Annotated in this window: 11 protein-coding genes; 5 read left to right on the plus strand and 6 right to left on the minus strand. The window is 39.8% G+C overall.

Going from position 1 to position 15,427, the window contains the following annotated elements; genetic code table 11:
- The first annotated feature begins 98 nt into the window (after positions 1–98).
- Entirely contained in the window at positions 99–1,169 is a 1,071-nt protein-coding gene (locus NO991_RS00300; RefSeq protein ID WP_371351702.1) for an HNH endonuclease, read from the plus strand.
- Positions 1,170–1,181: 12 nt separating this feature from the next.
- Here NO991_RS00300 and NO991_RS00305 read toward each other — a convergent pair whose 3' ends face one another.
- The 4 genes from NO991_RS00305 to NO991_RS00320 all read right to left on the minus strand — a co-directional run bounded on the left by NO991_RS00305 (position 1,182) and on the right by NO991_RS00320 (position 7,552).
- Positions 1,182–4,334 (minus strand): DUF3427 domain-containing protein, encoded by a 3,153-nt coding sequence (locus NO991_RS00305; RefSeq protein WP_235378333.1) that lies wholly within the window; start codon positions 4,332–4,334, stop codon positions 1,182–1,184.
- Positions 4,335–4,591: 257 nt separating this feature from the next.
- Positions 4,592–5,290 carry a hypothetical protein gene (locus NO991_RS00310; protein ID WP_371351504.1) on the minus strand — a complete coding sequence of 233 codons (699 nt, stop codon included), beginning with the start codon at positions 5,288–5,290 and terminating at the stop codon, positions 4,592–4,594.
- Between the two features lie 196 nt (positions 5,291–5,486).
- On the minus strand, positions 5,487–6,512 hold the full coding sequence (locus tag NO991_RS00315; RefSeq protein WP_371351505.1) for a nuclease-related domain-containing protein: 1,026 nt from the start codon (positions 6,510–6,512) through the stop codon (positions 5,487–5,489).
- Positions 6,513–6,697: 185 nt separating this feature from the next.
- Entirely contained in the window at positions 6,698–7,552 is an 855-nt protein-coding gene (locus NO991_RS00320) for a LysR family transcriptional regulator (protein ID WP_371351506.1), read from the minus strand.
- Between the two features lie 81 nt (positions 7,553–7,633).
- Here NO991_RS00320 and NO991_RS00325 point away from each other — a divergent pair, with 81 nt between their 5' ends.
- The 3 genes from NO991_RS00325 (at position 7,634) to NO991_RS00335 (ending at position 9,587) form a co-directional block, all read left to right on the plus strand.
- A complete protein-coding gene (locus NO991_RS00325; RefSeq protein WP_054563225.1) occupies positions 7,634–7,855 on the plus strand; it encodes a DUF2798 domain-containing protein in 222 nt (73 codons plus the stop codon).
- Positions 7,852–8,133, plus strand: a complete 282-nt coding sequence (locus tag NO991_RS00330) for a putative quinol monooxygenase (RefSeq protein WP_054553427.1) — start codon at positions 7,852–7,854, stop codon at positions 8,131–8,133. Before NO991_RS00325 ends, NO991_RS00330 begins: the two co-directional genes overlap by 4 nt.
- A 758-nt stretch (positions 8,134–8,891) precedes the next feature.
- Complete coding sequence (locus NO991_RS00335) at positions 8,892–9,587, plus strand: hypothetical protein (RefSeq protein WP_138618960.1); 696 nt, start codon at positions 8,892–8,894, stop codon at positions 9,585–9,587.
- Between the two features lie 237 nt (positions 9,588–9,824).
- Here NO991_RS00335 and NO991_RS00340 read toward each other — a convergent pair whose 3' ends face one another.
- Together NO991_RS00340 and dgt are read right to left on the minus strand one after the other, a co-directional pair.
- Positions 9,825–12,224, minus strand: a complete 2,400-nt coding sequence (locus NO991_RS00340; RefSeq protein ID WP_371351507.1) for a hypothetical protein — start codon at positions 12,222–12,224, stop codon at positions 9,825–9,827.
- A gap of 109 nt (positions 12,225–12,333) precedes the next feature.
- Complete coding sequence (gene dgt, locus NO991_RS00345) at positions 12,334–13,791, minus strand: dGTPase (protein ID WP_371351508.1); 1,458 nt, start codon at positions 13,789–13,791, stop codon at positions 12,334–12,336.
- A gap of 219 nt (positions 13,792–14,010) precedes the next feature.
- On the opposite strand from dgt, the gene NO991_RS00350 reads away from it, so the two are divergent.
- Complete coding sequence (locus NO991_RS00350) at positions 14,011–15,423, plus strand: glycerophosphodiester phosphodiesterase (RefSeq protein WP_228290655.1); 1,413 nt, start codon at positions 14,011–14,013, stop codon at positions 15,421–15,423.
- Positions 15,424–15,427 lie beyond the last annotated feature (4 nt).

Consider the following 15,427-nt stretch of genomic DNA (forward strand, 5'->3'; position numbering starts at 1 on the left):
ATAGGCATAAGTGGCAAATATGAGGCGCAAACAGGGAATAGTTCATGAACTTTAGAGCACTTTTTAAAAGTACACATAAGGCTTGATTGATGATGGCCATGCAGCAGCAACTCGATTTTATTGCTTACATTCAGCGTATGCTGGTGGAAGGTGATTTTAGTGCTACCTATAAGTTTGCACTATTGCATGCGTTGGCTGATGTTTGTGTTGAGCAACCAATGATGTATGAAGCTAGCGAGTTAAACATTGATCTTGCTAAGCTAGCTGAAAAGTTAATAGAGCTTTATTGGCACCATGCAGTGCCATTTTCTTCTGCTCATAGTGGTGAAAGTGCTTTACTAAAACAAAATTCGGGTGCGCAATCAAAAGTAATTGCGGTGCTATATGAGTGCCAGCAAAACAATATTCGTAGCTTGCGCCAGCTCAAATTAAGCCCTTACTGGCACACTACTTACAAAGCAGCTTTAGACACGTTAAAAACAGGCCCGTTGTGGCGTTTACAAATTCTCGCCAAACAAGAAGAGTGCTTTTTATATCCGCACACAAAAGGCAAAAGCTATATTACTCTAAATGCAGGCATAGCCGCTTGCTTTAGACGCTTTTACGACTTAGTTGTCTATTTAGCTAAAAATGCATGGCTACAAAAAATTCAAAGCATTAAGCACAATCAAGCACTTATTGGCCCTCAAAGCCAACTGCATGACTTTTTATTTGGTTTCGACCGCACAGCACTTAATAAAGCAAAACCAATTTTAGTCGAAATACAAAAAGGCCAATGCTTTTATTGTCAAAAGCCGCTTACAAGTGCGATAGAAGTTGATCACTTTATTCCCTTTGCCCGCTACGCTAACGATTTAGGCCATAATTTTGTTGCCGCCCATCGAAGTTGTAATAACAGTAAGCGTGACTTTTTAGCAGCCCAGCTGCACCGCGAACGTTGGCAAGACCAAAATCTAGATCGCCACAGCCAGCTACTCACTGATGAACTAACTCGCTATTTTCATTGTGATGTAGATAAATCCCTTGCAGTAAGCAATTGGGCATACCAAGTTGCAAGCAGCAATGGCGCAAAACTTTGGCTTGCAAAAGATAGGTTTGAGTTGGCGGGAAGTAAAAATGTCCAAGCGTTAGATTTAGTCGCGCAGACAAAGTACAAATATGATTCTTAATGAGCTTAGGTTTTAACCTACAGCCAACTTCCCTGCCTCATGCCACATTTCACTTGGCATGGGGTTTGTTAGCTCCCAAGTAATATTCATTGGTTGGCTGCCATTGTGGCTTTGGTATTTAACCTCGCCATAGTTAACGAATCCCATTGTTCTACCGTTTTCGTCTTTGCTTTGTTCCCGCACAAACAGCAAGATTGTTTTTCCAGTTTGTTGGTGCTGAATATAACTTAACCCTCTACCGTGTTCTGGTCGTGCGCTGTTTTGCGTTTGCCAATGAAACAGAGTAGGGCTGATTGCATAGTCATGGTATAGCGTTGTTGGCGAATAGGTTCTTTCGCATTTGTTGAGGGTTACAAAAAGTAATTCTAAATTTTGTTTTTTGAACTCTAATACGCCTTCGCGTGCAGTCGATTTTTTATCAAACGTATGTGCACCAAATGCAGCTAATATTTGCTGGCGTGTATAACGGCTGTGTAATTTTATTGCGTGATTAGGGAGACACGTTAAATCACTTTCTTGTTGGTGAATTTGATTTATTAAAAGCGTAATCACTTCAGATAACTCGTGTTGTAATAGTGGGTTTTTTAGTGCTTGTAAGCTTTGCTTAATAGATTTAAACCCCAGACTTGTGCCAGTGTTATCCCAAAAATTGTAATGAGCCATTAGAGCGTATTGTTGATTTTTAGGCGTTAACTCAATGCTAAAGTCACTGTTACATAAATCGCGTAAAAAGCTCAAATAGCTCAGTGAGTTGCAACTAAGTAATTGAGTGTTTATTGCACGATAATACGCAGCGTAAATATCGACTTGTTCTACTGGTATTTCATCACCTTTTAACCAGTGCCAGCCACCGAGCTTATTTTCCTTCGGTTTATAAATATCTTCTAACGTCACTTGAGGGTTTATGGTTAAAAAGTTACTTAGAGATAGTTGGGCGTTAGTATGTTGTGAATAGCTACTTATAAGCTGTTGCAAGCGCCTTTTGCTATTAATTGCCTGTTGAATATTACGCAAAATTGCTTTTTGGGTACGTTCTTGCAGCTCTATACTGCAACCCAACGGCAAGTGCGGAAAGTCATTTTCTATTTCGGCTTTTATTGACTGGTTAGTTTTGCCAATTAGAGCTCGAAACTTATTAGCAAAGTCATACTCTGGGCGAGCGTTACCAACAAAATCGAGAACGGTGCAGCATTGTTTTTGGCTATTGTCAGGTAAACGCAGGCCTCGTCCTAACTGCTGTAAAAATAACGTTAAGCTTTCGGTTGGTCGTAAAAAGAGCAAAGTATCAACTTCAGGGATATCGACCCCTTCATTAAAAATATCTACTACACAGAGGATCTTTATTTCACCTCTTCTAAGCGCCTGTTGTTTGTGATTTCGCTCATGAGTATTTTTACTGGTGAGTACGTCCGCACTTATACCTGCAAGGTTAAATTTACTAGCCATAAACTCAGCATGATCTTGGCTAACACAGAATGCTAATGCTTTAATTGTGTGAATATTAGTGGCGATTTCATTGAGGCTCGAGATGATTTTTTTAGCGCGGTTGTTCTCCCCTGTGTAGAGCTTACTTAATTCGCTAATATCATAACGACCGCCACGCCAAGTTATTTTGCTTAAATCTATATCATCATCAAGCCCAAAGTATTGGAATGGGCACAAATGGCGTTGATTTATTGCTTCTGGTAAGCGGATCTCTGCAGCAATTACACCACAGAAATCTTCCAAAATATTTGCACCATCTTGCCTTTCTGGCGTGGCAGTTAAGCCCAATAAAATGTTTGGTTTAAAGTGGTTAAGAATACCGCGGTAACTTGCTGCGCTTACGTGATGTACTTCATCTATGACAATGTAATCATAAAAATCAGCGCTCAATTTCATGTTGTCGATTTGATTATTAAGAGTCTGAATTGAGGCAAATAACTGGTTGTATCGTTGAGGTTTATAGTTACCGACCCAAAGCTCGCCGAAATCGTTATTTTTTAGCACACCACGATAGGCGCTTTGTGCTTGAGTAAGGATCTCTTCTCGATGAGCGACGAATAAAAAATTGGCATTTGGTTTTTTGTCATACACGGTTTTAAAATCAAATGCCGATATGATGGTTTTGCCAGTGCCTGTTGCAGCCACCACTAAGTTTCTAAATCGATCGTGAACACTTCGTTCAACACTTAGTTTTTCTAAAATAGCTAATTGATGAGTTTTTGGTGTGATATCAAAATAAAACTGGTTACTTGATTGGCCTTTACCACGCTGCTCATTAAGTGAGTTTATTAGCTTTTCTTTGCATTCAACTTTGCCGCTAAATAATTCAAAATCTGGCGACTGCCAATAGGTTTCAAAGGTGCTTTTGGTTTTAGCAATAATATGCGGTATTTCTTGCGCGGTGATTTTTAAATTCCACTCGAGGCCGCTGGTGAGTGCTGAATGTGATAAGTTTGATGAACCAATGTAGCCTGTATGAAAACCTGTGTTACGCATAAATAAGTAAGATTTAGCGTGTAAACGTTCTTGTTGATTGTTGTAGCTTAGTTTTACTTCTGTGTTGGGTAAGCTAGCTAAGAACTCAACTGCTTTAGCGTCTGTTGCACCCATGTATGAGGTGGTGATTACTTTTAGCTTATTACCTTTTCTTGTAAAGGCTTCTAGCTCACTTTTAAATATCCGCAGTCCAGTCCATTTGATAAATGAAACGAGCCAATAAATAGTATCAGCTGATTTAATTTCTCTCTTAAGCTCAGTCTCAAGAGATAGGCCAGCATTTGCGCCACTAAATAGCTCACTTTGCGTAAGACCTGTTAGTGGGAAAATGCTGTTTGAGTAGTCTTTGAGATTAGTTGCTACAGGGTTTTCAGTATTGAATAGAGCTGTAAGAATTTTACCTTGGCTATCTATGAGGTTTTCATTGATTAGCTCATCGTCTTTAATATGATCTTTAAGCCATAAAACTAAGTTATTAGCTAAATCAATTTGTTCGCTTAATCGATCTGTAGAGTTGGGGATGGCATCAATCGCATGTGCGACTAATTTTCCTAAAAATCGAGCTAACCAAGTTGCGGCTTCGGCAGATTCTAGTTGGCGTTCTCCTACATAAAATTGCTTACGATCTAAATTCTGCTCAATCACCTGAGTAATAAGCTGCTCGTAAATGCCAACCTGTTCCATATACCACTCCCTGTTATTTACAGCCAGTTTACTGAAATAGCTAATGAAAACAAGCAATAACTCATTGTTCAGTTGCAGGCGATTGCTGAAGTTGAAATTGAATTAATTCTGAGTAATTAACAGTATGGATGCTTACAGGGGCCCTGGTTCATGGTTAAATTATTTCAGTAAAGTCATGTTTGCAAACATTTCGCTCCTTTGTTGCAGCTAGCAATTGATATAAACTTATAGCGGCGATTTAAAAGTAAATTAAAAGATTAAGCCTTTTTGTCAGTTTTCTCTATTTCATATTTTTCTCTTTGTTCAGCCACCTCATAAGCATCAACTAGTATCACTTTTATAAATTCTAATTTCTCTAATGATCTAATAATAACTATTGAACTACTATATAAACCAAATAAGAAAGCGAGTGCATAAATATAAGTTGTGTTGTTCTCATGCTTATCAAGAAAGTTAATAAATGCGAAATATAAAGTTATGCAATAGGGAATAATCCCTAGCTTTTCTATTGCACCAACTAAAAAACCAAGTCTACCTTTAACTCTTTCAATATCGTAACTAAGTCTTCTAATTGACTGAGATAGTTCACAGCTCGGAAATGTAGAAAATTTATTTACAAGGTCTATATGCAAGCTTATATCTTTCATTATTGGTTTAAAAAAGTCGTGGCTGGGGTTTTGTAAGGTGAGATAAGTCTCAATCATAAATCTTATGAAGAGGCAGATGACCGGGGTGATAAAAAATATTACTGCAGAATAATTGAGAATATTATCAAAAATGTCGGGAAATTTGATATTAAAGATAAAGGGCAATGTAAAAAATAAAACAATGTATATGATTAAAAAAATAGCTAAATTCATTTTCCAATTTTTAGTGTTTAAAATGCTAAATGAATTTCTTTTTAGGTGGTTTTTAGACTTTAAAATAGTCTCTATTTCATTAAATATTAATTGCATAAACTCTCCCTCTTTTAGTGAATATAAATTTTACTGAAAGTACAGTATTACCAAGCATTAACCATCTGTTGGATTATAGAGCTCTGCAAGGATAACTCCCCATCATGTTTGCCTGAAAATCATCAATTGATGAGTAATTACTTACATGGATGCAAGTTAAGATATGGAAAGTACACAGACACATCTTACACAGTATTTACTTATCTTTGATTGCCGTCGCCAACGCGACATTTTTATCAAATTTTATTAGCGCTTTATTACCACAACCATCACAAATCAATGAGTAAGTATCTTTACGCTTACTAACTTTCGTATTTTGATCATTACATTTAATACACGGTGCTTTCATTGGAGTATTCGTATTACAGTTTGAGCAATTGACATAGTATCCATATCGTCCTGAACGGGCTTCAAGAGTGTGTTCATTACTACAATTTTTACACTTTAAGTGTATGACTTTAGGTTCCTCAGCACTTAATAAAACCTCTTCTTTAATTTCACTTTTGTAAATTGATTCGGGTTCATTAAGGGTTACTGGTGACTCGTCGTTTACTGGTTGCTCGGTTGATTTAATATTTTGAGCTAAAAGAAACTGACAAATCTTAGATAGGCTTTCCTCATTAAACCATGGGCGCACGTTAGTTGAAAAAAAGTGTAGTGGGTTAGGGGGTGATGCTGGTAACTTCATTATCTCTAAAAGCTTATCAGCTAAAAATTCAGATTTAATTAATCGATCTTCAAGTGACTGTGGCATGCTATCTCGATTGATTATGGCATTGCTCGAAATTGCGCAGATGCTATGCCATTCTCGTCCTCCGAAGTTCTGCTGTAATTTTCCAAACATTTTGGGAAGTAACTGCTCTGCGTTACTCGTCACTAAACTTTTTAATAAGGCTTGTTGGAGTTCAACTTGCTTTATTGGTGATGGCATTCCTTGCCATTTTCCTCGATAACTACGGCTCCATTCCTGATGCTCATTTATGGCAACTTCGCCTGCTATGCTTTTTGATTCGATTAAAATAAACCCATATGTATAAACAATTAAGTGGTCTATCTGTGCTGATTCGTTATTGTGCTTAAATTTAACATCATTAAATACGAACACTTGTGGATGATCTTTGAATGCTCGGCGCAAATAAAATGCGACATCTAGCTCTTGCTTGTCCCCAGCTTTAATCTTGATTGATAGTGAGGTAGAAGGTGTTTTATCTTTTAAAATCATGAGAAGTCCGTTCTGTCATGTATTCGTATAGGGTACCATCGAAATGCAAATTTTAAATATTAAACTTAATGATGGATTTTAGAAAATTAAACAAACGCGATATAAAATCGCTGCTACAAGTGTATTTATAAACCTTATTATTGAGTTGTTTCACGGGCTAAAGCCCGACCTACGATTCCTCGCAACTACAGCCTTAACACTTCTCCTTGCAAGCTCGGTGAGTTTGCAATACTGGTTTGGAGTTGTTCTATCAACAACTGGGCATTTGTTGATGGCGTGCGTGAATGTGGCCAGAGGGCGTAAATTGGCCTTGCGGGAATATCGTGGGGGGAGTCGATATAACTAAAGTTGCTGGTTTCGTCTATACAGCAAATTTCGCTCATCGGCAGTAAGCCAATGCCATAGCCTGCTTCAACCATTCTTCTGGCGATTGTAATATCAAAGCAAAAGCTTGTATGTTCATACTCGGTTTTTAATTTGTTAAGCAAACCGCTGGGGAGTTGTGATTCTGAATAGGGCAATATCAGCCTTGATGTTGGGGCATCTTTCTTTTTAATCAGCATTATTGCGATCATGCCTAGGCGCTTTTGAAAGTAGCTTGAGTCTTGTTGATCGCCGATGCGAATGGCTAAGTCAAAACGTTTTTGGCTTAGTTGGCTGTTGGCATTACTTGGGTAAATGTGGAGGTTTAGCGCAGGGTTTTCCATCGCAAACTGATTAACTGCCCCCATCAGTGGGCCCGCAATGATGTTTTGTGGGCACAATAGGTAAAACTCTTTTGCGGTGGATGACTCATTTAATTGCTCAAGCTGGCTGTTAAGAGCAAGCACTTGCTCGCCCAACTCATTATAAAGAGATTCGCCTTTGGTGGTTAACACAATGCCTCGGGCTGTACGTTGCAGTAATGGCTCGGCGAGTTTTTCTTCTAATGCCTGAATGCGCCTTGATAGGGTTGATAGATTCAGTCCTAAATCTTTTGCTGTTTGGCTCATGCTTTTACGGCGCGCTATTTCAATAAATAAATGCAGATCATCCAGCATACGACTCCCTCAATCTTAGTTTGCATTTTCGTGACTGTTGCCACTTGGCCTGTGCAAATATAGTAACGCCAAGGAGGACATATGAAAATTCATTTTACTTTTACTGCGGCATTTTCGTTTTTAATGTCGTTTTTACTTTCGGCATGGGTCACTTATGTCAACTTAGGGTTGAGCGATACATTTTTTCTAAGTTGGATGAAGGCGTTTGCTAATGCGTGGCCTGCTGCGTTTGTGGTGGCTTTTACGGTTGCCCCGCCAATTAGGGCATTGGTTTTAAAGTTATATAGTAAGGAGTCAGTATGATTAATATCGTGGCAAAAATTACCCCAAAGGCAGCATTATTTGATGACTGTAAAGGGCGTTTACAGGGCATATTAGCAGCCACTCGCGCAGAACCTGGTTGTAATCGTTTTGAGTTGTTTGCGAGCAAAGAGCAGCGTTGTTTGTTTTTAGTTGAGCAGTTTGAATCGCAAGCCGCCCTTGATGAGCATTATGCTCAGCCTTATACCCAAGCGGTGTTCGCATTTTATGAAAATGCGTTGGCAGAGCCAGTTGAGGTAGAGAAAGTGGAAGAGCTTTAGTTTAATATGCACAAAGAGGATTAAGAGGCGCTGCGCTTTAGAGAAGAGCATTAATTGGTTGTATCTCATTGTCTTCTCGTTCAGTTCTCTTTGTGAATAAAGGTATTGAACCGCTGAGTGCACCGAGGCGCTGCGCGCTACATAGGAAAGGTAATTTCACAAAGAGATTATGAGGCGCTGCGCTTTAGAGGCAATTAACTAATTGGCTGTATCTCATTGTTTTCTCATTCACTTCTCTTTGTGAATAAAAATATTGGAACCACAGAGGGCACCGAGGCGCTTTGCACTACATAGAGAAACCTATGTAAACCTTTCAAATTTCATACTCTCAAAGTACAAAACAAGTTTCACGCCCACAGGTAAAAAACTTGGCTACTGGGGAAGTACTGCTACTCGTAGCCTAGTTTACAAGGTTGAAATGGTTACAGCATATGCAGGATTTGTTTGGCTTTTTCGCGGGTTAAACACGCGGCCATTGGGCGTTTTGCAAACAGTTTGGCTGAGACTGTTTGTTCTTTGCCTATGTATTGGTTATGCAGCTGTTTAAAGTGTGGTTACTTGAGCAATATGCATTGGATGATAAACAGTTTTACTTTGGCAAGAATTAATATTCAGATTTGTTATTGCTCTTTCACTTTGTGAGAACATAAATCGAACTAGCAATTTATCAGTCTTTCAGGTGAATTTAGCGCAGATTTGTTGCAGTTTTATTTGAAGCTGTTAGTCTGTACCTCTAAATTTTACAGTGACGTAAATTCATGTTTAAACGGACTTTAATGCTTACAGTGCTATTGCTAGTAGCTGTATCTACACGGGCGAAAGAGCCAATCCTTTCTAATGAGTGCAAAAGTATTCAAACTGAGCGCGCTGAATTGCAATCTGCGTTAAGAAAGTCTCATGTACTTGATAAAATAGAAATTTATAAACAGCAAATTCAGAACTTATCTGCTCGATTTGCTGAAACATGTTTTACCAATGAACAAATAGCTGACCGTAAAGCTGCGCTTTTTAATCCTGATATTAGTTTACTTGAAAACCAACTAGCTAAACCGTTGTCTCAAAAAGCTTATTTAGAAAAACAAGCTGCGTGGCAACGTTTTTACGTGATGCCAACACGCTGCTTTAATCAGCCTCTTGAGCTTAAATATCTAGATTGGTGTATTGACAATAAACAGTTTCAATTTCAGAAATTTGATACGCTCTGGCAGCAAAAGAATACACAAATCGCGCGTTCTGAAGCTAAGCTGACAGATTCGTTTCATGAGTTTGTGCTGCCAAGTAAAACAGAACGAGCAAAACTGAGTGCGCAACAGCAATTAAAGCGCTACAGCAACACAACAGATTCCTTCTTACCGACCAATATAATTGTATTATGTGTTTTAGCGGTATCAGTGTTTTTTGGGCTGATTTTTATATTTCATTGGTTGATGCGCCCACGTCCTGTGGTGAAGTGAGTATTTAGTAGGCGTGAAATTTATTTCGCGCGCCATGCAAGCATAGGCATTGGGCTTTAGGCGCTAGGACGCGATATGAAATCGCTGCTACACATTCGTCTCTCGAAACTCACTTTTCGTTACTTACTCAAACCATTCCCGGCTAAAGCCAGTCCTACGGGGGAAACAATAGGCACTGGGCTTTAGGCGCTAGGTCGTGATGTAAAATCTGCTACAGGCTCGTTTCTCGTTACTTAATCACTCATCTGTTTTAAGCTGTTTAGCGCGTTCTTCTGCATCAATAAGAGCTTGTGATTTTGGCTGTTTGGTTTTACTTTCTATCACAGGCTTTTCGTCAGAATTAGGGTCCCACGTAGGATCAAGCGATAAGTTTGCAAATGGATTATACGGCTTATCATCTTGTTGCTCGGTCTCTAAATTTGTTTCTTTATCAGCTTCATCAGAGTCACTAGCCATCTCTTCTAGCATATCGTCGTTACTCAGTTCGACAGACAAATCAACCGTATCTTCAGCAGGTTTTGTTGGTTCTTCAGGGCTAAATGATGCAGGTTCGTCCTGTAGCTCTTGTTCAAGCGCTTGTAAGGCTTTTGCTAAATCATCATCGCTAATGTCGTCGTGATCGTCTGTTGTGCTTGGAGCCGTGACTGTTTGTTTATCTTCAGCAAAATGATCAGCAAACGATAAATCATCACCCATCAATGACGATAAGTCATATTCAGGCACGTCATCTCTAGACGGCTCGTCGTCAGCAATAGGCTCTTTTGTTGAGTATTCATCAAAACCAAACGATGACGAACTCGTAAAGCTTGGCTCGTCAAACTCTGGTTTTTCAAGCTCATCGATTTCAGGTTTTTCTAGCGCTTCGATTTCAGCTAAAACAGGTTCATCGTCGGCAATAGGCTCTTTAGCTTTATACTCATCAAAACCAAACGATGACGAACTTGTAAAGCTTGGCTCGTCAATCTCAGGTTTCTCAAGCTCATCGATTTCAGGTTTTGCTAGCGCTTCGATTTCAGTTAAAACAGGTTCATCGTCAGCAATTGGTTCTTTAGCTTTATACTCATCAAAACCAAACGATGACGAACTCGTAAAGCTTGGCTCGTCAAACTCTGGTTTCTCAAGTTCATCGATTTCAGGTTTTTCTAGCGCTTCTATCTCAGCTAAAACAGGTTCATCGTCGGCAATTGGTTCTTTAGTTGTGTACTCATCAAAGCCGAATGATGACGAACTCGTAAAGCTTGGCTCGTCAATCTCTGGCTTCTCAAGCTCATCGATTTCAGGTTTTTCTAGCGCTTCGATTTCAGCTAAAACTGGCTCGTCGTCGGCAATTGGTTCTTTTGTTGTGTACTCATCAAAGCCGAATGATGACGAAGCGGAATCTCTCGGTTCTTCTAGTTCAGGTTCATCTTGTTTAGATTCCTCTGCTTTTGGAGCTGTTTCTTCATTGATGCTGTAAGATGAAGCAAGGCTCGCTAATTTTAGCTCTTGCTCTAGGCCTCGTTGCTCATCTAAGAAGTCATCATCAGAGTCGTTTACGTCTTTATCGTCATAACCAAGTTCAAGATCATTAAATTGCTTGGCGTCAGCAAAATCATCAGCTGTTTGTGTAGATGGGATTTGTGGCTTTTCACTATCATGCTGTGCACTAAAGTGCATTAGCTCAGAGAGATCGTCGTTATCATTTTTTTCGGTTAATTCGTTTGTGAAGTCAGGTAATGAATCAGTGTCTTGCTGTGACTGCTCTGAGTTTTCATCTAGCACGGCAGCCGTTGCTGCTTGAAGTTCTTCGGCTTCTTTTTCTGCAGAAGCTTGCGCTTGGGCCGCTGCTTTTAGGGCTTTAGCTTGCATTAAGCTTTGCTCAAGCTCTGAGTCTGCATCAGTATTTTTATTTTGACGAATACGAACAATCACTAAGCCTGCAACAAGTAGTACTAGCAAGACAATTAAACTTGGCATTAATAATGAGCTTGATGAACTATTTTCACTTTCATAAGGAGCAGCAGGCTCCGGTGTAAATGCTGGCTCAACAGGTTCTGCCTCGACAGCTTTTCTTACATCTGTAGTTTCACTGTTTTGCGAACTATCAGGCGCTGCGTTATCAAGCTGTTGTTCCATCACAGGAGAGGTTACAGGCTCGGCCACAGTTTCTGTCGGGGTATCAGAGATTATAATGCGATCAACGTCAGCGGGCTCTTCTGTTTGCTGCACTGGTGGTGTTAGCTGTGTATTTTGCGTTTCTAGTGGTTCTGGCTCTATTTGTAATTGTTCTGCAGGCTGTTGCGGCTCAATAATCTCTGATGCTTGCTCAACTGTAGGCTGTGTTGCTTCTTCAGGCGTACCTAGTATTGCTCCTGAATGTTGAGTTGAGCGGGTGCTTTTACCCTGAATTACTGGTTCAACGGGTTGTGTTGGCTGTTGCTGAACTTTTAGGTTTGAACCATTATTGAGTGGGGTAGGATTTTGGCAATTTTTTTCGTAATTTCTGGCAGCTGAACGATAATTTTTGTTGCTAGTGTTGTTACGATACTCATGCATTTGTTGCTTTAACAAAATACACATAGCTTCGTTGTACTGTGCTTTTGATGTAAAGCTCAGACTTGCAAGTAATAGTAATAAAGTTGTTTTTATAATTGGCATAGTTTCCTGACCAGTAAGGTTTATCTGGTTACCCAAACAATGAGTTAATTCTAAGCCCAGTAGGGCAATTTATCCACATTCATTAAATAATTTCAGCGAAATAGCAAAGTCAATCGATCACCATGAGCGCTCGGTATTCGTCATAAGCAAATTGGTCGGTCATTCCGCTGATGTAATCTTGAATTAAACGGCAGCGATAATAGAACTCGTAGGCGGTAAAATGATCAGGTTCGGCTTTTAGGGCATCAATGGCTTTTTGATAGCTATTTAAATGTTTATTAGATAGTTTTTTCACCAGACGAGTTTCAATTAAGTAGTGTTGATCGCCTTTTAAAACCCGTTTAAAAGCATCGGCGTCAAGGGCAAGTAAGGGCTTGTAGCAATCAAGTAAACCGCTAATGATTCGATAACCTTGCAGCTCTAAGCGCTCTACCTCTTTGTGGCAAAAAACGTGCTTTAATGCCACTTGTTTTAAGGTGAGCGTGACAGCGTGCAGATGGCTACGATCTTCTAATAACGCTTGATTAAAATCACCATGGTAAATGGCTTCTATGTTGCTGATAAACCGTTCTGCTGCGTAGCTTACTAATGGGTGTAGCAAGGTCACACGCAGGTAAATAAAAAATTCGCTGTTAAAATTGTATGGCTGCTCTTGCGCTTTACTTAACGCATAATCAATGGCTTTTTCGGCAAAGTCGCTGTGTTTGGTATCGTCTATGGTTAGGTTTGTGAGTGTGCGGGTGTATTGCTCTTTTAGCTTGTCGCAAAGCGACTCGACACTAATAATGCCTTTTTCGACCGCATCTTCTATGTCGGCTAAACAATACGAAATATCGTCAGCGGCTTCCATAATGTAGCTTGCAGGATGGCGGCAATATTGTTCAATCTCTAACTCATTTTGCAGTGCGTCAACAAAAGGCTTTTCGCTAAAATAGTAGCCCACTTTTTTCATTAAGTAGTTTTTATCTTGCGGGCTGTCTTTTTTCGCCATGCTGGCTGGGCGAGTATATTTTAAAATTCCGGCACTTTGGCTGTAGGTTAAATTTAGTGAAAGTAATGAATGAATTATACGAATACCTTGGGCATTACCTTCAAAGCTTTTTATATCTTGGGCTAAGTGTTTAAAAATCACGCTGATGCCAATGCCTTTACAGCGCTCTGGGGTTAGTGAGTCTAAGTGTTTCTCGAACCACTGATTAATGGCTGCTTCGCCAAAGTGACCAAACGGTGGGTTGCCAATATCGTGCATTAGGCAGGCCATTTCAACGAGGCTTTCTAGTGGCCGCTCAAGTCCAGATAGGCCATATTCTTTTTGCTTTGCATCACTGAGCTTATTAAAAATGGTTTGCACAATAAAGCGGCCGACCTGTTGCACTTCAAGCGAGTGAGTCAGCCGTGAACGCACTGCGGCATTGCGCTCAAGTGGAAATACTTGGGTTTTTTGTTGTAAGCGGCGAATTGCTGCACTGTTAATAATACGACCCCGATCACTTTCAAGCGCAGTGTGTAAATTATTGGTAGAACGCATTTCGCGTGCTGGGGTAATTTTTTTACCAAAATCGATCATTTTTCGTTCCCACAAAGCGGTAAAAATCGGGCTTTTATATGTTGTTAGCAAAACTTTGCTAGTTATTAAATTTAATCTAACAGCTTGTATCTTAAATTAAAATATTCATTTTTATTAAAGTTATTACTTTAAATTAAGTCCTTTATTCATATATTATTCAGTTTCACGCACTTCTTCATTATCTTGAATTAGAAAGGAAAGCCTTTTGGCTGTATAGCAATGATGCAAACTCTGTCTAAAAAAACATGGCTGCTAGCCAGTATTCTTTTGTATTGTATTGGTTTAACTGCTTGTAAAAGTACCCCTGAAACAAGTACTGAAAACACCTTAACAGTAGTCGAAAAAAATGCCATTAAGGCCAAACAGGATGCACTTCGCGCCCGTGGTTTTTACGAAAGTCAGCTAGGTAATATCAATTACGCTACAACGAGGCAATGCAGTAACTTTAATTTACAAAGTCACCGTGGCTCAATTCGCTACGCCGAAAACTCGCTTAACGCAGTAATTGATGCTATCGACAACAACTTTGATGTTGTTGAAATTGACGTGCGTATTACCCGTGACGATGTGTGGGTTGTGCATCATGATGCTCGCACCGGCCGCGAAACAGGCACGGTTGATAATAAGCGTCGTAAAATTGAGTCGATGAACTACAAAAAAGAGTGGGGCTATTTACGTCATCGTAATCAAGATACTGGGCTACTTACCGACAAAATGCCGCCATCATTTAGAGAGCTAGCAGCTACGTTTGCACGCTATCGTAAACCCCATCAAAAACTGAATATCGAAATAAAATCAAAGGCCTCAGTTAACGATTTAAAAATGCTTGATTACTTGGCATATGAGTTTGTTGGCGGCGGAAACTACTTTTTTAGTAGCTTAGAAATGCGCAACCTTACTCGTATGCGCGATATTAACCCAGACATTTATTTGGCATTTATTCAATCACCGGCAAAAGCCTCAATGAATAAGCTAGCAAGTGATCTAAAACGCGGTGCTGGGAGTGATCCTATTTATGAGCGTAACAAAGAAGAACTTGAAAGCTTGCAAGCACTTGGAAATCGTTACCATCGTGAAAAGCGTTACGACAGCCCTGTTAAGCTTGATAAATTGGCAAAGCAGCTAAAACGTAACTTTGGCTATGTGCTTGATATTCGTCATTACAAGCAAAGTGCAGCTCGCTTGAAACCAGTTGCTAAAGCGCGCGGCATTATGATTGCTACATATTCAATTAATGGTCACGACTATCATGAGCGCAGCTTATTAGCGCAGTCACGTTCGCTGCGTCCAGACTCGGTGATCATGGACGACACCGTATATGGTTTTTGTTCTGTGTTCGAGTTGCCAAAAATGCAGCCGTTTTTTAGCGATGACCCAGAAGCTAAGTTAATTGCTAGTATGCCTGCAGACCTTGATTTAGAACGCTTAGATGAGCTGTATGCTTATAAAGCTAATCAGCTTTATCCTGCGGTGGGCGGCACGCTTAAATCAACGCAAGCACAAACTTATATTCCCAAAGTAACATCGACTCCTTCAGCGCCTAATTTAGAAATAGGGACTCGCCAAGCCGATGAAGACTTTAGCCTAGAAACAGATCCTGCTGTTGAACTAGAACTACGTAAAAAACAATAAGAAC

Source organism: Pseudoalteromonas sp. DY56-GL22, assembly GCF_041414715.1.
Classification (GTDB): Bacteria; Pseudomonadota; Gammaproteobacteria; order Enterobacterales; family Alteromonadaceae; genus Pseudoalteromonas; species Pseudoalteromonas simplex.